Origin of the sequence: Arsenophonus endosymbiont of Crataerina pallida, assembly GCF_964020125.1 — a bacterium.
Classification (GTDB): domain Bacteria; phylum Pseudomonadota; class Gammaproteobacteria; order Enterobacterales; family Enterobacteriaceae; genus Arsenophonus; species Arsenophonus nilaparvatae.
In genome coordinates, this window is record NZ_OZ026540.1 from 599,229 (window position 1) to 619,805 (window position 20,577).

The window sequence follows — 20,577 nt, forward strand, 5'->3', positions numbered from 1 at the left end:
TCAATTATTTTAATTCTGCTATTGATTGTTTTTTATAAGTATAAATGATTGATATTTGAGATGCTGCAAAATATCTTTGCGATTTATTCTTATTCAATGGGAGGATACAAATAAAATGTTAAATTCAGCACCTCAGATTGGGAATTATTCATCTCAAATAGTTAATCAACAGGTTGCTTCTGCGCAAATGGATACGACTACGAATACAGAGAATAAACTTAGCTCTCAATTAAAAACCGTAGGAAATTCTAGTATTGATCTACTTGCGGTAAAAGAAAAGGAAAATGATTTATTTGAGGTAATTAAAAGTAATGAATATCTTCTAATTATTGCCAATACATCTCAATCTACTGAGCAAGCTGATAGGTTTTATCGCGCTGGATTAGCTGTCGGGATTGTTAATGATTTTTCAACCACTGATAAAGAGGTACAAATAGACCACGCAAAAATTAAGACTAATAACATTTGTGGAGCTTTTCCTGTAGATTTCACCCCTTGATAAATTACGATAATCAGGATGTACAGCCAGGCAAGCCATTTCTCCAGACTTTTCTTCTAAATAGTCATAAAGTGCTACGCAAGCGATGATCATATTTTCTCGCTCGATGATAGTAAATTTGTCAATTTCTATTTCTAATTGTTCACGTGAACGGCAAATTAATATTCCTTGCTGTTCCAACGGTTGAATTAATTCTAATATTCCTGCTATATCATTGATATTAGCTCGACGAATTTGTTCACAATTTTCCATGATAATTTGGCTACCGATACCTTCATGAGAGAAAAGTTCTTGTAATAAAGCACCATTCTCTTGATAGCTTATCAAATGGCTACGACGAACACCTTGCCGGCATGCTTTAATTGCGCTATATAAAAAATGCAGTATGTCAGAATGATTATTTGGCTGTTTTTCCAATTCAGCAATATACTTTTCAGCTTCATTCGGCGAGAGTTCCGATAATATATTGCCATTTTTATCACTAATTCCTTGTGAAGAGCAAAATCCAATTAATTTTTCTGCTTTTAATTTTATTGCCAATTGTGTTGCGATTGTTTCTGTCGACAAATTAAAACTTTCTCCGGTGACCGAAACAGCAATTGGGCTAATTAATACAATGGAGCCGTTTTTTAAATGATGGTTGATGGATACTTCATCGATTCTTCGTATACCTCCGCTATGACAGTAATCAACACCATCGTCAATCCCTAAAGGTTGAGCAATAATAAAATTACCACTGACGACATTTATATGGGCACTTTGCAATGGGGTATTGTTGAGACTCATTGATAACAGAGCAGTAATATCTAATTGTAATGTCCCCGATATTTGTTTAGCTAACTCTAGGGTATTTGCATCAGTGACGCGAATATTTTTATGGTAGATTATCGGATATTGTTGGTTTATGAGTTTTTTATCTATCTGTGGGCGTATGCCATAAACAATAACTAGCCGAATACCCAGACTGTGTAATAAACCGATATCGCTAATGATATGAGCAAAATTTTTATCTGCGATAGCGTTACCGTTTAATGTAATAACAAAGGTTTTATCGCGATGTATATTAATATAGGGATCAGAGTGGCGAAATCCATTAACTAAATCAGTACGACGTCCTTTCATATGTTCCTCATATAAATGACTGTTCTTAATGAAAGTATTTTTATGATTTTTGACACAAAATAGCAAGAAGAAATGCATGAAAAATCATCATTATTGCTTCAGAATATATTAGTAGCTAATTATTCATAAAGAGCAATTTATTAATGACAGTTCATTAATGATTGGTTAAAGTTTTCTATAGTTATTTTTTTGTTGTTGATAATATTGAGCGGTTTATAATTATTTGATGCTTTAAGTGGATTTTTCGATGGATCATTCAAATCACGGTTTTTCAAGACGACGTCTTCTGCAAGGTGCAGTGGCTACTATGCTGTTAAGTATTAGTCCATTCGGGCTAGCTTCATCTTCAAGTATAGTTGCTATTCGTATCTGGCCTGCCTCTAGTTATACTCGAGTAACGTTAGAATCGAATATTGCTTTAAAATATCGTCAATTTGCTTTATCTGGGCCTGATCGTATTGTTGTTGATTTAGAAAATATGCAGTTAAATAGTGTGTTGCAGGGTATTAGCCAGCAAATCAGTTCACGTGATCCTTATTTAAAATTAGTCAGAGTAGGCCAATTTGATCAAAAAACGGTTCGCTTAGTTTTTGAAGTAAAAACTCATGTTGAACCACAAATGTTTACTATTGTGCCTGTTGCTGGTTTTAAACATCGTTTAGTGGTTGATTTTTATCCTGCTTCAGGTGTTTACACTGATGATGATCCGTTGTTAGCGCTATTAGAAGATTATAACAAAGGTAAATTGGATAATACGTTGCCGGTTAAAGCGAAAAAGCCAGCGGGTAAAGCCGGGAGAGATAGGCCAATTATCATCATGATCGATCCTGGTCATGGTGGAGAAGATCCTGGTGCTATAGGAAAATATAAAACGCGGGAAAAAGATATCGTATTGCAAATTGCACGTAGATTAAAAATATTAATTAATCGTGAACCTAAGATGAAAGTTTATATGACTCGTAATGAAGATGTTTTTATTCCTTTAAAAGTGCGAGTTGCAAAAGCGCGGAAAATGCAAGCTGATTTATTTGTTTCTATTCACGCTGATGCCTTTACTAATCGTAAGGCGAGAGGTTCCTCAGTATTTGCATTATCGACCAAAGGAGCAACCAGTAATACCGCCCGTTATTTAGCTCAAACACAGAATGAGGCCGATCTGGTTGGTGGTGTCAGTAAAAGTGGTGATAAATATCTTGATCACACCATGTTTGATTTAGTTCAGACTGCGACTATTAATGATAGTTTGAAATTTGGGACAGAAGTGCTTAAACGGATGGGTAACGTTAACAAATTGCATAAAAACATTGTTGATCAAGCGGGTTTTGCGGTATTAAAGGCACCAGACATCCCGTCAATTCTAGTTGAAACTGCTTTTATCAGTAATATTGAAGAAGAGCGAAAACTAAAGACAGCAAAATTCCAACAGCAGATGGCAGAATCCATTTTTCGGGGTATTAAAGCTTATTTCGACAACGGCGGAAAACTGGCTTTGCGTTAAGCGAGTTAATTAGATAGATGATAGTCTTGTTGGGAAACTAATTTGATATTGAATGAAAGGTGGTTGCGGGGGCCGGATTTGAACCGACGACCTTCGGGTTATGAGCCCGACGAGCTACCAAGCTGCTCCACCCCGCGTCTGAAATGATTAAGGTTTTTGATATTGGTTGCGGGAGCCGGATTTTAACCGACGACCTTCGGGTTATGAGCCCGACGAGCTACCAAGCTGCTCCATCCCGCGTCCGATAGCGGCTCACTATACTCAGGATCAGATCCGATGCAAGTTTTTTTCTTAAATATTGCGATATTTTTTTATATTTTGTACATAAAAGAGACTTGATGATTGTTTTTTGTTCTTTTATGCAAATTAGCCATCATGCTTATTGATATACTTTGTCAGCAAAAAATCGATAGCGAAATATGTAATCAACAAACATAAATTCATAACTTTTTTAATGGTCATATAAAAATAGTTATTTAATGATTAGCTTAAATCAGTAAAATATTTTATCGGAAATTATCTTATCAAATGGGGTAGGGTATAATTTATTGCTAATTTAAAAATACATAATAAGATGCAATTCAGTTGATAAGTATGATACAGATAATATGCTCTAATCGTTATCACATGATTGGCTATGCCATGTAGATGAATAGATAACGAATTAGTTTTTGTTATCATAATAGATTAATCAGGATTTGAATTAATAAATTAGTTTCTTTTTTATTATTGGTGAACACGCTATTTTTGTTAGCTAAGGTTAGACATGCAATTACTTCTTTCAGATGCTTGGTTGCGGCGCTTCGCAGGTATTGGCCGCCTCTATGGTCAAAAAGCATTAATGCTTTTTGCTCGTTCTCACATTTGTGTTGTTGGTATTGGCGGCGTAGGCTCATGGGCAGCGGAAGCATTAGCAAGAACCGGGATCGGCACTATTACTCTGATTGATCTGGATGATGTGTGCGTGACAAATATTAATCGACAATTGCATGCATTAAGCGACACTATTGGTCAATCAAAAGTTGAAGTGATGAAATCACGTATTTTGCAAATTAACCCTGAGTGTCAAGTTAATATTATTGATGATTTTGTCTCGGCCAGCAATCTAGCTGAGTTGATATCTATTCAATTTGATTATGTGATTGATGCTATTGATAGCATGCGGCCTAAAGCTGCTTTATTAGCTTATTGTCGCCGTCATAAAATACCTGTCGTCACAACGGGAGGGGCTGGTGGGCAAATTGATCCGACACAGATCCAAGTCAAAGATTTAGCAAAAACGATCCATGATCCCTTAGCAGCAAAATTACGTGAAAGATTAAAAAGTGATTTTAAAATAGTTAAAAATAGTAAAGGTAAATTGGGTATTGACTGTGTTTTCTCAACCGAACAGTTAGTTTACCCACAAAGTGATGGAACCGTTTGTAAGGCTAAAAGTAATGCCGGAGGAACAATGCGTATGGATTGCGCCGCTGGTTTTGGTGCGGCAACAATGGTAACTGCTAGTTTTGGTTTTATTGCTGTTTCTCATGTATTAAAAAAATTGCAGCGTAAAATGATAGCTAGCGAAAAAGTATGAAATAATTTTTTTAATTATTAGCGATCAAAGCTCGTTTTGGGCAATTTAGAGAGTTGATTTTCAGTATAATCTGTTAAGGCAATAGCGTAATTTTCAGCTTGTTGCCAATTAATGGCTTTCATCCAGTCTATAACAGTGTTGAACGCCAACACTCCGGCAATATTTGGCGTACCTGCTTCAAATCGATACAGATACCTAATCCTATTGGGCCATACAGTTTATGGGCTGAGAAGACAAAAAAATCAATGTCTAAAGCTTGTACATCAATACCACGATGCACAATACCTTGTGCACCATCAACCATGACTAAAATATTATATTGATAAGCTAGCCGAGTGATAGCCTGAATATCGGGTTATTCACCGGTAACATTCGACATTTAGCTAATGGCAATGATCCGAGTTTTTGTGTTAATAAGTGTTGTTAGGTGTTTAATTTACAGTTGTTTAAGTTCTTATAAGGGCCATTTAACGACTTTAGCACCAGTCTGTTTAGCCATTATCAACCATGGGATCAAATTGGCATGATGTTCAATTTCACTAACAATTATTTCGTCATTAGGTTGCAGGCGAGCGCGAAAATAGCCTTGTGTAATAAAATTAATCGATTCAGTACTACCTTTTGTCCAAATAATTTCCTCGGCTTGATTGGCATTGATAAGTTCAGCAACTTTCTTGCCAGTTTGTTCATAAATATGTGTTGTTGTTTGTGCTGTAGGATGTTGGCCTCGATCAACGGAGGTATTAATATGTTGATAGTAATCAACCGTTGCCGCGATCATACTCTTGGGCTTAAGGGCTATTGCTGCGCTGTTTAGAAAAATAGTTTTGTCTTGTTGTTGAGTAGCAGGAAAATATTGGCGAAATTGTGTTATAGAAAATGTTTTTGTCATGAAAACCACAGCTATCAGAATATTTAGGATCTATATTGTGTAATTATTACAATTTTATCTTGTCCTAAATGATCTTTTTCATAAGGTTTGTTATATTTATTTAAATTAGAAAAGTAGTATTAGTCCTGATTAATAATATCTATTCTATCAGTATCATATGTATATCATCCGATTATATTCGGCGATGAGAAAGATATTTATTTAGCGAATATAAAAAAACGCCGCAATAAATACGGCGCGTTAAATTAACTATGGACAGACAAGGTAAATGTATAGGAGTGAAAATAGTAGTATTAACTACTCAACCTGGAAAAACCAGATAATTTGTAAACACAACACCACAACCATAAAGCCAAGAACTTTAAATAAATTAATTGCTTAGCGATTCATTCAGGCCTAGGAAGCAGCCTTACTATAGACATATACTGGTTTCTCTACAATGGACAATTTATAATGCTTCAGATTATAAAAACTAATGGATATATAAGGATGAGTAAGACGCGATCATGTCAAAATGTATGCCTCCTCTTAATGCATTAAGGGTATTTGATGCGGCAGCACACCATTTAAGTTTTACTAAAGCAGCAGAGGAGCTTTTTGTTACTCAGGCTGCAATAAGTCATCAAATAAAAGGTTTGGAAAATTTCTTGGGTTTGAAATTATTTCGTCGGCGTAATCGTTCATTATTATTGACTGAAGAAGGGCAAAGTTATTATTTAGATATTAAAGAAATTTTTTCTTCGTTACGTGAAGCTACTCGGAAACTACAGGCTCTCAGTGCAAAGGGAGCATTAACCGTCAGTTTATTACCAAGTTTTGCTATTCAATGGTTAGTGCCGCGCCTATCGAGTTTTAATCGTGCTTATCCTGATATCGATGTGCGTATTCAGGCTGTTGATCACGAGGGGGCTAAAATGGCTGATGATGTTGATGTGGCAATCTTTTATGGTTATGGTAATTGGCCAGGCTTAAGAACAGATCGTTTGTATGCGGAATACTTAATACCAGTCTGTGCGCCAGCCTTATTAGCGGGGCGTTACCCATTGAAAAAACCGCAAGATTTGATTCATCATACATTGCTACATGATTCTTCTCGACGTGATTGGCAAGCTTATGCACGTCAATTATCATTACAAGACATTATTAACGTAGAACAAGGACCCATTTTCAGTCATAGTGCTATGGTTATTCAAGCCGCAATTCATGGTCAAGGAATCGCCTTGATTAATAACGTTATGACAAAAAATGAACTTGATACCGGTCGTTTGGTATGTCCGTTTAATGATGTTTTAGTCAGTAAAAAAGCTTTCTATTTAGTTTGTCATGATAATCAAGCGGAGTTAGGTAAGATTGCTGCATTTCGTCAATGGATCCTCGCAAAAGCAGCTAGCGAGCAGCAAAAATGGGGATTTGTTACCGGTGAGTTGTAAACTATATGGCAAGTAAAATAATTAATTTAAAAAGAAAAGGATATTAACGTGAATGCTCGTTTAATGTTGATATTTTCAGGAATTAGTGGATTTTTTTGTGTCGCATTTGGCGCAATAGGTTCACATTTATTATCACCTCTACTAAACCATGATCAAATAGAATGGATTCGTATTGGTTTACGTTATCAGTCAATGCATACTTTAGTTCTTATGATATTAGGCGCTATCTTATTGCGTAAAGTTATTTTATGGTTTTATTGGGGGGGAATTTTCTTCAGTATAGGCATTTTATTGTTCAGTGGCAGTTTTTATTGTATGGCACTTTTACAAGCAAAATATTTTGCCCATTTGGCACCAGTAGGCGGTTTTTGCTTTTTAATTGGCTGGATATTAATTGTTATTGGTGCAACTCGGCTTAGGAATCCAACAATACGTCATGAATAATAATATTATTTTATATTGTCGTTCAGGATTTGAAAAAGAGTGTGCGGCAGAAATTACTGATAAGGCTACCCAGATCGGCGTTTATGGCTATGCCAAAGTAAAAGATAATAGCGGTTATGTTTTATTTGAATGTTATCAGCCTACTGATGCAGATCGTCTAGCTAAAGATATACCCTTTGGTACATTAATATTTGCTCGTCAACTAGTGGTTGTTAGCCAGTTATTGAAAGATTTGCCATCGAACGATCGCGTATCGCCGATTGTTGCGTTATTGCAAGGTGTGGTTGAACGAGCTGGTGAGTTACGAGTTGAAGTGCCGGATACCAATGAGAGTAAAGAGCTACTGAAATTTTGCCGTAAATTTACTGTGCCTTTACGCCATGCGCTTCGTCAACAAAAAATATTGTTGCTGAAAGAAAACCATCAACGTCCGGTTATACATGTATTTTTTATTGCTGCCGGCTGTTGCTATGTTGGCTATTCTTATGCAAATAACAATTCACCTTTTTTTATGGGGATCCCGCGGTTAAAACTGCCAGCGGATGCGCCAAGTCGCTCAACATTAAAACTGGAAGAAGCATTTCATCTATTTATTCCTTATGATGAGTGGGAAGAGCGTTTAGCATCGGGTATGAAGGCTGTTGATCTGGGCGCTTGTCCAGGCGGATGGACCTATCAATTAGTGAAGCGCAGTATGATGGTCGATGCGGTTGATAATGGATCAATGGCCGAGAGTTTAATGCAAACAGGTCAGGTACGGCATTATCGAACTGATGGTTTTAAATTTACTCCACACACTAAGAATATTAGTTGGTTGGTGTGTGATATGGTTGAAAAACCGGCAAAAGTTGCTGCTTTGATAACAGATTGGTTGTTAAAAGGCTGGTGCCGGGAAGCGATATTTAATTTAAAGCTACCGATGAAAAAACGTTATCAAGAAGTTTCATCAATTTTGAACAAAATATCACAGACACTAAACGAAAATGGTATTAATGCTCAAATCCAAGCGAAGCAACTCTACCATGATCGCGAAGAGATCACGGTACATATAAGACGAGTTTGGTCAGCCTCTATACCAGAGCGGGATTAGAAGAGCAGTGATTAACAATAAAGTTTTTATTTTTATTGTGTTATGGCGTAAATCTGAGTTGTTGTAAATTTCCATTTAACTGTAGATCGGTTTTGAGAGAGGCAACCTGTCGGCTAATAAAGGCTATTTTTTGCGCCGGTTCAATCCGTTTACGCCATTTTTCGGGTAAGGAATGGATATTAGCAAAAATGGCCTCTAATGTGGGATATTGCTGAAGTAAAGTTGCTGCAGTCTTCGGGCCAATGCCGGTTATGCCAGGGATTTTACTACTATTTATGCCAGTTAGTCCCCAATAATCCTGTAGCTGTTCAGGTTTAACCCCAAACTCTTTATTAACAAAGGATAAATCAAGCCAACGTTTTTGAAAATAATCACGAATATAGATCGATGATGAAAGTAGCTGACAATAGCCTTTATCTGTTGAAATGATGGTAATCCGATAGCCAGCGGTGGCCACTTTAATTGCTAACGTTGCCGCCAGATCGTCAGCTTCATTTTCAATGGCATGCCAACAAGCTAATCCTTGCGCCTTAAATGCGATTTCAAGGTTTTTTATTTCGTGATAAAGATCATCTGGCATTGCTTGTCTGCCAGCTTTGTATTGAGGTAAAAGTTGTTGCCGCCAGTTATTTGTCTGATGTTCTTTGTTATCGAATATTGCCACAGCGTGGGTAGGCGAAGTATGGTTAATTAGCTGGCGAAGAGTTGAAACGCAAGCTTGTTCGCAAGGGCTTCCTTGAACAGCATGAATTCGTCTGATTAGATTTAAAGCATCAACGATAAGTAAGTGGATCATAATTTTTTGTGCATAGTCTTGTCAGTTATTTAATAATTTCATAGCAGGGTATATAGGCTGCCTTACTAGGTAGTTTCATTCTATGTTGACTAACAAACCCTCGTAATAATGTATCCATATGAGCCATAATTTTGGCATCACCATGAAGTTTATAGGGGCCATGCTTTTCAATTTCTTTCATACCCACTTCTTTCACATTACCGGCAACAATACCCGAAAAGGCTCGTCGTAAGTTAGCGGCCAATTTTTCCGGCTGTTTTGGATCACAAAATAGGTTAAGTTTTGCCATATTATCATGGGTTGGTGTAAAGGGTTTTTGTAATTCTGAATTAACTTTTATTGACCAATTAAAGTTATAGGCATCACCAGTATTGAGACGATTTTCTTTTACTTGTGGCATCTGTTTTTTCATTTCACGTGTTACAGCTGCTGGATCATCAATAATAATCTGGTAATAATTGCAGGCCTGTTCACCGAGGGTATGCTTAATGAAATCATCGAGGGTGTCAAAATAGGCTTGGCTCTCTTTTGGGCCAGTTAAAATTAATGGTAATGCCTGATTATTATTGGCAGGATCCATTAAAATTCCCAATAAATAAAGTAGTTCCTCTGCAGTACCAGCACCGCCAGGAAAGATAATGATACCATGAGCAACTCGAACAAATGCTTCAAGGCGTTTTTCAATATCTGGCATGATAACAAGTTCATTAACTAGAGGGTTAGGTGGCTCAGCAGCGATAATGGAAGGTTCAGTTAAACCAAGAAAGCGGCCATTTTTATAACGCTGTTGTGCATGGCCTACTGCGGCACCTTTCATCGGCGCTTCCATTGCGCCAGGGCCACAGCCAGTGCAAATATTTAATTCACGTAATCCTAATTCATTTCCAACCTTGCGGGCATAAAGATATTCAATTTCATTTATTGAATGGCCTCCCCAGCAAACAATAGTATTCGGATCTTCATCGAGATGTAGTGCTCGGGCATTACGCAGAATGGTAAAAATAATATTAGTGATACTGATGCTGTCATGCAGACTTAATGCCAGCAGTTTTTCTGCTGAAATAATCTGGGTATGAACAAAAAGAATATCTCTTAACACAGAAAATAAGTTTGCTTGTAGTGAACGGATAATTCTGCCATCGACAAAAGCTTTTTCAGGCGGGTTAATTAATTCCAGTTTGACACCGCGTTCACGTTGTAGAACATTGATATCAAAATTGAGATATTTAGCGATTAATTCTTTACTATTATCTGTCTTGCTACCTGAGTTAAGTACAGCTAAGGAGCAGTTTCTAAATAGCTGATAAAGATCGCTACTGGCAGTACGTTTAAGGATACTAACTTCAATTTGAGATAGTAGATCCATTGAGCCTAACGGGCTGACATGTGTTATCAATTTAAACTCCTCACTGCCGTGCTAATCGCATCATTGTTGGCTGAAAATTCTCATTACTACGCCAAGGATTGATGTCCAAGCCGCCCCGACGTGTATAACGGGCATAAACGCTTAACTTATCGGGTCGACATAGCTGAAGAATATCATTGAAAATTCGCTCGACACATTGTTCATGAAATTCGTTATGGTGTCTGAAAGAGACTAAATAACGGAGTAGTTTTTCTCTATCAATTTTAGCGCCACAATAATGAATTTGTATTGAACCCCAGTCAGGTTGGTTAGTAATTAAGCAATTAGATTTTAGCAGATGGCTAACTAATGTTTCCTCTGCCTTTATATTCGTGGTTGCGTTGTTAAGATAATCACGATTAAATTCATAATCAGTAATTTCTATCTCTTGCTCATCAATACATTCACCAGACAGATTATGAATAGTTTGATTAGCGAACATGGTGAGTGGCTGTAATTTTACTGTCACTTCTCCTGCAGCGCATGCAGTCAAATCTTGGGTTAGTTGCTTTTCAACTTCTTGCCAGCTAATAAATTGGGTTTGATTGAAACTATTTAGATAGAGTTTAAAACTTTTAGATTCAATCAGATTTATGCTATTAGCATTAATGGTAACATGGCCGATAGCCACTTGAGGAACTCCTCGACTGTTTAGCCACGAAAGCTCATAGAGTGTCCAAATATCTGCGCCATGGAAAGGCAATCTGTCTGATGATAACCCTAAAGGTTGTCGATTTAGGCGACGAGGAACCGCTTGTAGTAGATGAGGTGCATAGTTATCTTGATATTCGGTTTTTTTTCCGAGCGTTAGGTGTTGTAGCTCACCATTATCTTGATCAAGTGGCATGTAGTTCCTTCCTAAAATAGAAAATCAGTAAGATAGTTGCTAGCATAATCAATATATTAGAGTAAGTTTGTTGTTTAATGTATAGCTTAACAACAAATTGAACAGATAGATAATAATACCTAATGATACTTTTATATATTAGAATGATTTATTTCTATAATTAGTCACCAATAAGAATAATTGACCATGGAAGTAACGATTTCTCAGATATTAACGGAACTCACACAGAGTTATATTGCTTATTGGCAACAGCAGACGGGTGATTTACCGGCGAGTGATGCTTTTTACAGTATTCCTTCACCTTGCATTGAATATAGCAAAGATGATGCCGTTTATTGGTTACCTAAACCGTTTCCGATGCCAAATGAAAAGTTAGAATCTGTTGAAAAAGCGTTAGACATCCATTTTTATCCTAATATTCACCAATTTTATACAACACAATTAGCCGCTGATATGCGAGTAAAATTTCAAGATCAACAACTTGATTTAATTCAAGTATGGAATATGACCGATTTTACTCGTTTACAAGAAAACTTAATTGGGCATTTAATTACGCAAAAAAGACGTAGACTGACCCCAGCTCTCTTTATTGCAAGTTTAGATTCTGAATTTGAAATTATTTCCGTAGATAATATTAATGGCCAAGTTATATTAGAAACATTAGGTCAAACAACACGTCGCGTCTTAGCTGGTAGTCTGATTGAATTTTTACAACAACTTACTCCTGTAATTAAAAAGCAATGTGATTAAGATATTTACTTATTTTTTTGTGAGATATAACTTACAAAATTATGTAAGTTATATCTGCGTTTATTGCTTTTTAAACCATGAAGCGAGATGAAATATTTTTTTATTTCAGTAGGATAAAAAAATATTCTGTTATTATCGGAAAAAAATGATTAAAAACTATTTTTTCTATTCTTGTGTTCCTCAGATAAATCCGACATTCTTATGCCCGCCGATAAGTTAGCATTTATCAAATGAGCCATAAATCGAAATAAGAAGTGGAAATGATTTAACGGGCGTTTATTGCACGGAATAAATTTAGTCATTGTTACTAATAATAAATGGTGAATGTTAGTTTATTTTTTAACTTTGATGTTTAATAATATAGAGGAATAAGAAAGGTAGTGTTAGGGATAACGAATGATAAGTATTAGTGCTTACAAATTACTACCTCGTAAGTAGGAAGATACATTCAGCAGGAAGCTGATAATGCAGGATGCATAAATATTCTATTTAATAGCGTTACATATTATATAACCAGTCGATTTTATAGACTGGTTTTTTTATGGTTATATGGCTTTGCAAAAAATTGTTTTTAGCTGCAGTCGCGGATAGTAATATAACCCTATAAGTCAGTGATGTTGTGCATAATTAGTAAGTCTATTTAAATGATTATAATTTAGATAGATTGAATATTTTATATAGATTTACTAATGAGTAATGAAATTAATATCACGTGCTGCTTTTTTGTTTGGTAACTAATAATGTTATGATTCATTTGTTTTTACTTATGATACTAGTGTTGGAAATGAATATTAATCTTATCGTTGCTGAAAAACTTCGTCTCATTGAAGTTGAAATGAAAAACCTTAATCTTTGGAGTAATACCCCACCACCAGAGGAAGCTTTTGCTAGTGATTTGCCTTTTGCTGTAGACACCATGGCGGCACACGAATGGTTGCAATGGGTACTATTGCCAAAACTATATAAGCTTATTGAACAACATATTGATTTGCCAAAGGCATTCGCTATTACTCCCTATTTTGAAGAAATCTATCAAGAAGAACGAGAAAGTCGCTATTGCCAATTATTGGAATATTTACGTGCGTTAGATGAAATTTTTTCACAAGGTAACTCAACAAATGCTTGAAGTGCTTTATCAGGATCAACATTTGATTGCAATAAATAAGCCTGCTGGATGGCTTGTACATCGTAGTTGGCTTGATCGTCATGAAACTCGTTTTGTTATGCAAACAGTGCGTGACCAAATTGGTCAGCATGTATTTCCTGTTCATCGTTTAGATAAACCGACTTCAGGGGCGTTATTGATGGCGCTTTCGAGTGAAGTTGCTTGTCTTTTAGCGCGGCAATTTGAACACCATACAATCGAAAAAAAGTATCATGCGATTGTGCGAGGTTATGTTAATCAAGCTGATATTATTAATTATGCACTGACGGAGGAAAAAGATAAGATTGCTGATAAATACGCCAGCAAAATAAGTCAACCTCAACCGAGCATTACTCATTATTCACCGTTGGCTAAGGTTGAATGTCCGATCGAGATAGGTCGTTATCCTACTTCACGTTTCTCTCTGCTAGCTCTAAGACCAATAACCGGCCGCAAGCATCAATTAAGACGTCATATGGCACATATCCGTCATCCCATAATTGGTGATACTACCCATGGTGATCTGCGCCAGAATCGCGGTGTTTCACACCATTTTGCCAGCAGCCGGTTGATGTTACATGCGAGTTATTTATCTTTTAAGCACCCAATGACAGGCGATAAATTGCAGCTAATTGCAAAGTGGGATGATGCTTGGATGCATTTGCTATCACAGTTTGGTTGGTTAGGTATAGTGCCTGAACTCGAGCGTCAACATTTATCGATGGTATGAATTATATTGTTAAACGGTTATGCGAGTTTATCTGCTTAAAATACAAATTTGGCCTACCGGCCAGTTGGTATAAGCATAAATACGCAGCAGTGAGTTATTCAGGAAAGTTTTTTTAAATCTGATTTAATTTCCGCAATTTTGCTTATTACGACAGATTCTAAATGGCACAAATCATTTAATATTTTACTTTTTAAATCATGGTTGGTTTGGTCATGTTGACAAATTTGATTTAATTCTTCGATCACATCCCGTAGGTGGAGATTAATTTCATTGATCTCTTTGAGATTGTTATCTAGATTAACCAGCTTTCGTTGCAGCGGATATTTGAATTTTACACTTTTAGCATAGTGTTCATCTTTATCTTTGCGAAAATAAATCTTTAGAATGTCATGATTTGCTTCTTGGCGAAGGGTGTAGTGATCGATATCTTCAGGTTGAGTGATCCCTAAGCTTTTTAAGTTATCATACATATTAATACCTGACGGAATAAGGTTATCTAACAATTGTTACAGATTAGCATAATAATAAGACTAAGCGGATATTCAATTGATAATCCGCTATGATAAATTTTAGTCTATTGTTCTTAGTAACTCATTAATGCCAACTTTCTTTCTAGTCTTGTCATCGACTTTTTTGACAATCACTGCGCAATATAGGCTGTAGTTGCCATTTTTGGCCGGTAAATTACCCGCGACGACGACCGAGCCGGCTGGAATTCGGCCATAGAGAATTTCACCGCTTTCCCTATCATAAATTTTGGTGCTCTGGCCAATATAGACGCCCATTGAGATAACCGAGCCTTCTTCAACAATGACCCCTTCAACAATTTCAGAGCGAGCACCAATAAAACAGTTATCTTCGATAATAGTTGGATTAGCTTGCAAGGGTTCTAGCACACCACCAATACCAACACCACCGGATAAGTGAACATTTTTGCCAATTTGCGCACAAGAGCCAACTGTTGCCCAGGTATCTATCATCGATCCTTCGTCAATATAGGCACCAATATTAACGTAAGATGGCATTAAAACGGTATTTCGGGCGATAAACGCACCTTTTCGAGCCGTTGCTGGTGGAACAACTCTAAATCCTTCTTGTTGAAAACGAGCATGATCATACTCAGCAAATTTCATGGCTACTTTGTCAAAATAGCGGCTTTCTGCACCTTCGATTAATCGATTATCATTGATACGAAAAGAGAGTAGCACGGCTTTTTTAAGCCATTGATGTGTTGTCCATTGTCCATCTATCTTTTCAGCGACTCTTAACTGGCCTTTGTCAAGTTGAGTGATCACCTGATTGATTGCATCACTTAGTTGAACATTGGTCGTTGCGGGTGTGATTTCTGCGCGATGTTCAAAAGCATTTTCAATAATGGTTTTAAGTTGCTCCATAAAATTACTCATCCTCTGGGTTGTAATTATTTAACATGTTTACTATTTTCTTTATCTATTGCAGTCAGGGCTTGGGTCAATTTTTCTGCCAGTTTATGTTGTCTATTTTGATCGAGTGCCTGGTTGTTTTGATCAGTAAGTACAAACAAATCCTCAACTCTTTCTCCAATCGTTGTGATCCTAGCTCCGTGTAAGAGCACGGCCATTTCAGTAAATATATTACCGATCTGTGCCAATAATCCGGGTTGATCGAGGGCGACAAGCTCCATATAAGTCCGCCTGCCATTAAAATTGGGCAAAAAATGTACTTTAGTTGGTACGTTAAAATGGCGAAATCTATGATGGGCGTTACGTGTTTTCAAGGTTTTGCTATTTGGAGTCTTAATAACTTTTAATAAGGCTTGGCGAATATTTTCATAGCGATCATGAGCCAACGGTTGTCCTTTAGGATCTAATACCACAAAAGTATCCATCGTCATATTATCTTTGTTAGTAAAGATTTGGGCGCTATGGATATTAAGATTTCGTCTATCAAGTTCTCCAGCAACCGCGGCAAATAGAGATGGTCGATCTGGACACCAGATAAAAATTTCAGTACCACCATGCACAGATACGGTACTGATCAGTATTAATGGTTCATTTAAATTGTGTTTTAATAAAGCGCTAGCGTGCCAGGCAAGTTGCTGGGGAGTATGGCGTAAAAAATAATCAGCATGGCAGCGTGACCATAATTTTTTTAGCTCACCTTGCTCAATATTTTTTTCGCCTAGCTGGGTTAACGCTTGCAAGCGATTGGATTGGATCCGTTGACGTAAAGTGGGTATTGCTTGCGTATCTTGATTTAATTGATTTTTAGTTAATAGATACAGCTCTTTTAATAGACTCTGTTTCCAGCTATTCCATAAGCTATTATTGGTTGCACATATATCGGCAACAGTCAGACACAAAAGATAATCCAGCCGGTTTATTGATTTCACTTCACTGGCAAATTGTTTAATAACAATCGGATCTTGAATATCACGCCGTTGGGCGGTCACTGACATCAAAAGATGTTGACGTACAAGCCAGGCAATTAAGGATGAATCATGTTCAGATAGGCCGTGTGCTAGGGCAAATTGTTTTGCATCTTCCGCGCCCAGTTCAGAGTGATCACCTTTTCTGCCTTTAGCGATATCATGAAACATAGCCGCCAGACGTAAAATTTCAGGCTGAGCCAGCTTGGTATAAATGGCAACGCACAAAGGATGTTGGTGACTATTATTTTGGTCAGCAAATTGATCAAGTTTTTGTAATACGCGAATAGTATGTTCATCGACGGTGTAAGTATGAAAAAGATCAAATTGCATTTGGCCAACAATATTTTGCCAAACTGGCGTATAAGCACTAAGTACATCGTGTAAGTGCATGGGTATAATGGCACCTTTTACCGCTCTGGGGTGGCGCAAAATAGTAATAAAAATTTCACGAGCAATTGGGATTTCACACAGAGGTTTAGTCAGTTTTTGACAAGCAAAACGCAATTGACGCAGTGTAGCTGAGTATATTCCTTGAATATTTTCCTGTTCGGCCATTTGATAAAATAGCTGCAATATGGCTGCGGGTTGACGATCGAAAAGTGTGCTATCAATCAGATCGATGAGATCTCCTCTAAGTTGAAATTGATTATCAAGTTTGTGTGGCGCGGCTAGGTTTTTTTCGCTAAGGATGGCTTCATCAAACAGTTGTAGCAGCATGCTATTGAGTTCTCGCACACGTCGTGTGACACGATAATAGTCTTTCATCATTTGCTCAACGGGCTGATTGTCTTTACCTTGATAACCAAGTAAGCGGGCAACATTTAATTGATGTTCAAATAGTAGGCGATTGTCATAACGTTTTATCATTAAATGCAGCGCAAATCGAATACGAAGCAAAAAATTTAAACATATTTTTAATTCTCGATATTCTGCTTGACTTAGAAAGTCGAAATGAACTGTCTGCTCAATGGTGGTTGCACCAAAATGTCGGCGTGCGACCCATAACAGTATGTGAATATCACGTAAACCGCCGGGACTACTTTTGATATCTGGCTCAAGGTTGTAACTAGTACTATGATAACGTTGGTGGCGCAACTGTTGTTCACTACGTTTGGCAGCAAAAAATTTATCAGACGGCCAAAAATTATCGCTATATATTGCTTGCTGTAATGATAGAAACAGAGCTTGATCACCACAAATTAACCTTGATTCAAATAGATTAGTTGCGATAGACAGATCTGTTTGTCCTGCCTGTAAACATTCTTCTAATGTGCGCACACTATGGCCAACTTGAAAACCTAAGTCCCATAGTAGAGTAATAAATTGACCAATCTTAGTGGTGATAGCGGTAGCTAAAGGATGTTGACTTAAAATTAATAAATCTATATCTGAAAGTGGATGTAATTCTTGTCGGCCATAACCACCCACGGCAATTAATGATAATTGGGGAATTAGCTCGAAACGATTAATTTGCCAAAGACGCTGGAGCAATTTATCAAGATAATTGCTACGGACGGCAATAAGTTCAGCGGCGGTAACTCCCTCCTTGAAAGATTGTTCTAACCATTTTTGCAAGCGCTCTACCTGTTGTTTTAGTAAAGGTAAAGTAAAATCCTCTTGAGATAATTTATCAAGCGCAAGGATGAGAGGGACAGGCTGATTACTTTTCATCATGGTGTTATAACCGCGAAATTGCTGGAGGAGATCTGATTATGCGATCACTAGTAAATGGTATGAATAGACAATAAAAAGCAGTAAAACAATATCATTAAGGTAAAAGCCTCCAAAATTATGGAGGCCAATCTGAAAATTATCTATTCACTAATATAGCCGAAATAAATGGCTCTTCTTCTTTCCGTAAGGTAAAAATTTCACACCCATCGTCGGTGACAGCTAAAGTATGTTCATATTGTGCCGACCAACCTCGATCTTTTGTTTTTACTGTCCAGCCATCTTTCATTGTTCTAATACGATGATCGCCGGTATTTACCATTGGTTCGATAGTAAAAGTCATGCCTTTTTGCAGTATCACACCACCGTCATCAGCATCGTAATGTAATACTTGAGGTTCTTCATGAAAGACTCGACCAATACCATGGCCACAATATTCGCGCACGACAGAAAAATGATGCTGTTGAACAAATTGCTGAATTGCCTGACCTATCGTTCGTAAACGAATACCAGGTTTGACCATTTTTAAAGCAAGATAAAGGCTTTCCTGTGTTACCTTACACAACCGTTCGCCTTGAATGGTTGGTTTGCCCACAATAAACATTTTGGAGGTGTCGCCATGGAAGCCATTTTTAATAACGGTGACATCAATATTAATGATATCACCTTCTTTTAAGATTTTTTCATCACTCGGAATACCATGACAAATAACATCATTAACGGATGTACAGATAGATTTAGGAAAGCCATGATAATTTAAACAGGCTGGGATAGCTTGCTGTTTTTCGACGATATGTGAGTGACAGATGCGATCAAGTTCACCGGTGGAAATGCCCGATTTTATGTAAGGTTCGATAATTTCTAACACTTCTGCCGCCAAATGTCCGGCGATACGCATTTTCTGAATATCTTCTTCCGTTTTAATTGAGATAGCCATGAATTCTACCTATTTATGCTGATTTAAGTGAGTAAAAATGCACTTATCAGCCAATTATGTTGATTAAATATAAATACTGTATGTTGACGGTTATGTTAGCAGCGAAGCGCAGTTATGCCAACTAACGACTTAACATATCAATTTTTTTTTTAAATATGAAAATAGCCAAAAAGTAATGTTTGGTTATTTTAAATTGAATTATCACTAGTAAACTGTAAAAAAATCATAAAAATTAAGATATTAGCAATAGCACACAATAAAATTTTGTTAAAGTAAATTTTATTCAGAAATGAATATTATTTATTTCAAAATAGGCAATACTAATTGTCGGTGTTATTTTTTTAATTCAGCTAAATGACTTAAGCGTAGAAAAATATAACTATAGCTGGTGCTTTTGGTTATTTTATGATATAAAGTGCGCCGGCATTCTATGTATTTTATAATAGAAAAACATAGATTAGCTCTAACATAAACTTAACTGTGTTATAACACACACAGATCGGCACATTTTCCGGGGTGCTCTTATGTAGGAAAATCTACAGCTAATGAGTCGGGGAATGGGATCTGTGGAGGCATAACCCCAATTTACTAAATTATAGAGGTTTAAATGGCAACTGTTTCCATGCGCGATATGCTTCAGGCGGGCGTTCACTTTGGTCACCAAACTCGTTACTGGAATCCAAAGATGAAAACTTACATCTTTGGTGCGCGCAACAAAGTGCATATCATTAATTTGGAAAAAACTGTTCCAATGTTCAATGAAGCATTAGCTGAATTGACTAAAACTGCTTCACGAAAAGGCAAAATTCTGTTTGTTGGCACTAAGCGCGCAGCAAGCGAATCGATAAAAGAAGCGGCTAATAGTTGTGATCAGTATTTTGTTAACCACCGTTGGTTAGGTGGTATGCTGACTAACTGGAAAACCGTTCGTCAGTCTATTAAGCGCCTGAAAGATTTAGAAGCACAATCTCAGGATGGTACTTTTGATAAGTTGACCAAAAAAGAAGCGTTGATGCGTACTCGTGAGCTTAGCAAGTTAGAAAATAGTTTGGGTGGTATTAAAGAGATGGGCGGTTTGCCTGACGCTTTATTTGTTGTTGATGCGGAACATGAGCATATTGCTATAAAAGAAGCAAACAACTTAGGTATCCCTGTATTTGCGGTTGTTGATACTAACTCTGATCCAGATGGTGTTGATTATATCATCCCTGGTAATGATGATGCGATCCGTGCAGTTAAACTGTATCTGGATGCAGTTGCGAAAGCTGTCCATGAAGGTCGTTCTAAAGATCAGGCGATTAAACCAGAAGAAAACTTGATAGAGACTGAATAA

General features: G+C 36.9%; 17 protein-coding genes, 2 tRNA genes and 2 pseudogenes. 10 read left to right on the forward strand and 11 right to left on the reverse strand.

Annotated elements, in window-relative coordinates; translation table 11 throughout:
• Positions 1-115: 115 nt before the first annotated feature.
• Positions 116-499, forward strand: a complete 384-nt coding sequence (locus tag AACL31_RS03050; protein ID WP_310511259.1) for a hypothetical protein — start codon at positions 116-118, stop codon at positions 497-499.
• On the opposite strand, the pseudogene argA reads toward AACL31_RS03050, so the two are convergent.
• A pseudogene (gene argA, locus AACL31_RS03055) lies at positions 485-1,621 on the reverse strand (amino-acid N-acetyltransferase); the annotation flags it as partial. The gene AACL31_RS03050 and the pseudogene argA sit on opposite strands and share 15 nt — an antisense overlap.
• Positions 1,622-1,868: 247 nt before the next feature.
• Between argA and amiC the strand changes: the two are divergent.
• On the forward strand, positions 1,869-3,119 hold the full coding sequence (amiC, locus tag AACL31_RS03060; RefSeq protein WP_310511260.1) for an N-acetylmuramoyl-L-alanine amidase AmiC: 1,251 nt from the start codon (positions 1,869-1,871) through the stop codon (positions 3,117-3,119).
• Between the two features lie 60 nt (positions 3,120-3,179).
• On the opposite strand, the gene AACL31_RS03065 is transcribed toward amiC, so the two are convergent.
• Together AACL31_RS03065 and AACL31_RS03070 are read right to left on the reverse strand one after the other, a co-directional pair.
• A tRNA-Met gene (locus tag AACL31_RS03065) sits at positions 3,180-3,256 on the reverse strand.
• Positions 3,257-3,282: 26 nt separating this feature from the next.
• Positions 3,283-3,359 (reverse strand) — tRNA-Met (locus AACL31_RS03070).
• A gap of 526 nt (positions 3,360-3,885) precedes the next feature.
• Here AACL31_RS03070 and tcdA point away from each other — a divergent pair.
• Positions 3,886-4,698, forward strand: coding sequence for a tRNA cyclic N6-threonylcarbamoyladenosine(37) synthase TcdA (tcdA, locus tag AACL31_RS03075; RefSeq protein WP_310511261.1), 813 nt, complete (start codon positions 3,886-3,888; stop codon positions 4,696-4,698).
• Positions 4,699-4,715: 17 nt separating this feature from the next.
• On the opposite strand, the pseudogene AACL31_RS03080 reads toward tcdA, so the two are convergent.
• Positions 4,716-5,590, reverse strand: a pseudogene (locus AACL31_RS03080) (aminotransferase class V-fold PLP-dependent enzyme).
• A 506-nt stretch (positions 5,591-6,096) separates the two neighbouring features.
• On the opposite strand from AACL31_RS03080, the gene AACL31_RS03085 reads away from it, so the two are divergent.
• From AACL31_RS03085 to rlmM, 3 genes are read left to right on the forward strand one after another with little or no spacing between them, the layout of a single operon-like run.
• The gene (locus AACL31_RS03085; RefSeq protein WP_310511262.1) at positions 6,097-7,020 is read left to right on the forward strand and encodes a transcriptional regulator GcvA; all 924 of its coding nucleotides are present in this window, start codon (positions 6,097-6,099) and stop codon (positions 7,018-7,020) included.
• Between the two features lie 48 nt (positions 7,021-7,068).
• Positions 7,069-7,464 carry a DUF423 domain-containing protein gene (locus tag AACL31_RS03090; protein ID WP_310511263.1) on the forward strand — a complete coding sequence of 132 codons (396 nt, stop codon included), beginning with the start codon at positions 7,069-7,071 and terminating at the stop codon, positions 7,462-7,464.
• Entirely contained in the window at positions 7,457-8,554 is a 1,098-nt protein-coding gene (gene rlmM, locus AACL31_RS03095) for a 23S rRNA (cytidine(2498)-2'-O)-methyltransferase RlmM (RefSeq protein ID WP_310511264.1), read from the forward strand. The genes AACL31_RS03090 and rlmM overlap by 8 nt, the downstream gene beginning before the upstream one ends.
• A 40-nt stretch (positions 8,555-8,594) precedes the next feature.
• Here rlmM and xni read toward each other — a convergent pair whose 3' ends face one another.
• The 3 genes from xni to queF are packed head-to-tail and all read right to left on the reverse strand — an operon-like array spanning position 8,595 to position 11,602.
• A complete protein-coding gene (gene xni / locus AACL31_RS03100) occupies positions 8,595-9,353 on the reverse strand; it encodes a flap endonuclease Xni (protein WP_310511294.1) in 759 nt (252 codons plus the stop codon).
• 22 nt (positions 9,354-9,375) lie between these two features.
• The gene (gene ppnN / locus AACL31_RS03105; protein WP_310511265.1) at positions 9,376-10,746 is read right to left on the reverse strand and encodes a nucleotide 5'-monophosphate nucleosidase PpnN; all 1,371 of its coding nucleotides are present in this window, start codon (positions 10,744-10,746) and stop codon (positions 9,376-9,378) included.
• A 10-nt stretch (positions 10,747-10,756) separates the two neighbouring features.
• Positions 10,757-11,602, reverse strand: a complete 846-nt coding sequence (gene queF, locus AACL31_RS03110) for an NADPH-dependent 7-cyano-7-deazaguanine reductase QueF (protein WP_310511266.1) — start codon at positions 11,600-11,602, stop codon at positions 10,757-10,759.
• A 186-nt stretch (positions 11,603-11,788) separates the two neighbouring features.
• On the opposite strand from queF, the gene syd reads away from it, so the two are divergent.
• The 3 genes from syd (at position 11,789) to truC (ending at position 14,226) form a co-directional block, all read left to right on the forward strand.
• Entirely contained in the window at positions 11,789-12,352 is a 564-nt protein-coding gene (gene syd / locus AACL31_RS03115) for a SecY-interacting protein (protein ID WP_310511267.1), read from the forward strand.
• Between the two features lie 784 nt (positions 12,353-13,136).
• On the forward strand, positions 13,137-13,478 hold the full coding sequence (locus AACL31_RS03120; protein WP_310511268.1) for a YqcC family protein: 342 nt from the start codon (positions 13,137-13,139) through the stop codon (positions 13,476-13,478).
• Positions 13,471-14,226, forward strand: coding sequence for a tRNA pseudouridine(65) synthase TruC (gene truC, locus AACL31_RS03125; protein ID WP_339053743.1), 756 nt, complete (start codon positions 13,471-13,473; stop codon positions 14,224-14,226). The genes AACL31_RS03120 and truC overlap by 8 nt, the downstream gene beginning before the upstream one ends.
• Before the next feature lie 98 nt (positions 14,227-14,324).
• On the opposite strand, the gene AACL31_RS03130 is transcribed toward truC, so the two are convergent.
• The 4 genes from AACL31_RS03130 to map all read right to left on the reverse strand — a co-directional run bounded on the left by AACL31_RS03130 (position 14,325) and on the right by map (position 19,244).
• On the reverse strand, positions 14,325-14,696 hold the full coding sequence (locus AACL31_RS03130; protein WP_310511270.1) for a DUF3461 family protein: 372 nt from the start codon (positions 14,694-14,696) through the stop codon (positions 14,325-14,327).
• A gap of 99 nt (positions 14,697-14,795) precedes the next feature.
• The gene (dapD, locus tag AACL31_RS03135) at positions 14,796-15,620 is read right to left on the reverse strand and encodes a 2,3,4,5-tetrahydropyridine-2,6-dicarboxylate N-succinyltransferase (protein WP_032115718.1); all 825 of its coding nucleotides are present in this window, start codon (positions 15,618-15,620) and stop codon (positions 14,796-14,798) included.
• A gap of 26 nt (positions 15,621-15,646) precedes the next feature.
• Positions 15,647-18,307 carry a bifunctional uridylyltransferase/uridylyl-removing protein GlnD gene (glnD, locus tag AACL31_RS03140; protein WP_409013892.1) on the reverse strand — a complete coding sequence of 887 codons (2,661 nt, stop codon included), beginning with the start codon at positions 18,305-18,307 and terminating at the stop codon, positions 15,647-15,649.
• Positions 18,308-18,446: 139 nt separating this feature from the next.
• On the reverse strand, positions 18,447-19,244 hold the full coding sequence (map, locus tag AACL31_RS03145; protein WP_310511272.1) for a type I methionyl aminopeptidase: 798 nt from the start codon (positions 19,242-19,244) through the stop codon (positions 18,447-18,449).
• Positions 19,245-19,851: 607 nt separating this feature from the next.
• Between map and rpsB the strand changes: the two genes are divergently transcribed.
• Complete coding sequence (rpsB, locus tag AACL31_RS03150) at positions 19,852-20,577, forward strand: 30S ribosomal protein S2 (RefSeq protein WP_310511273.1); 726 nt, start codon at positions 19,852-19,854, stop codon at positions 20,575-20,577.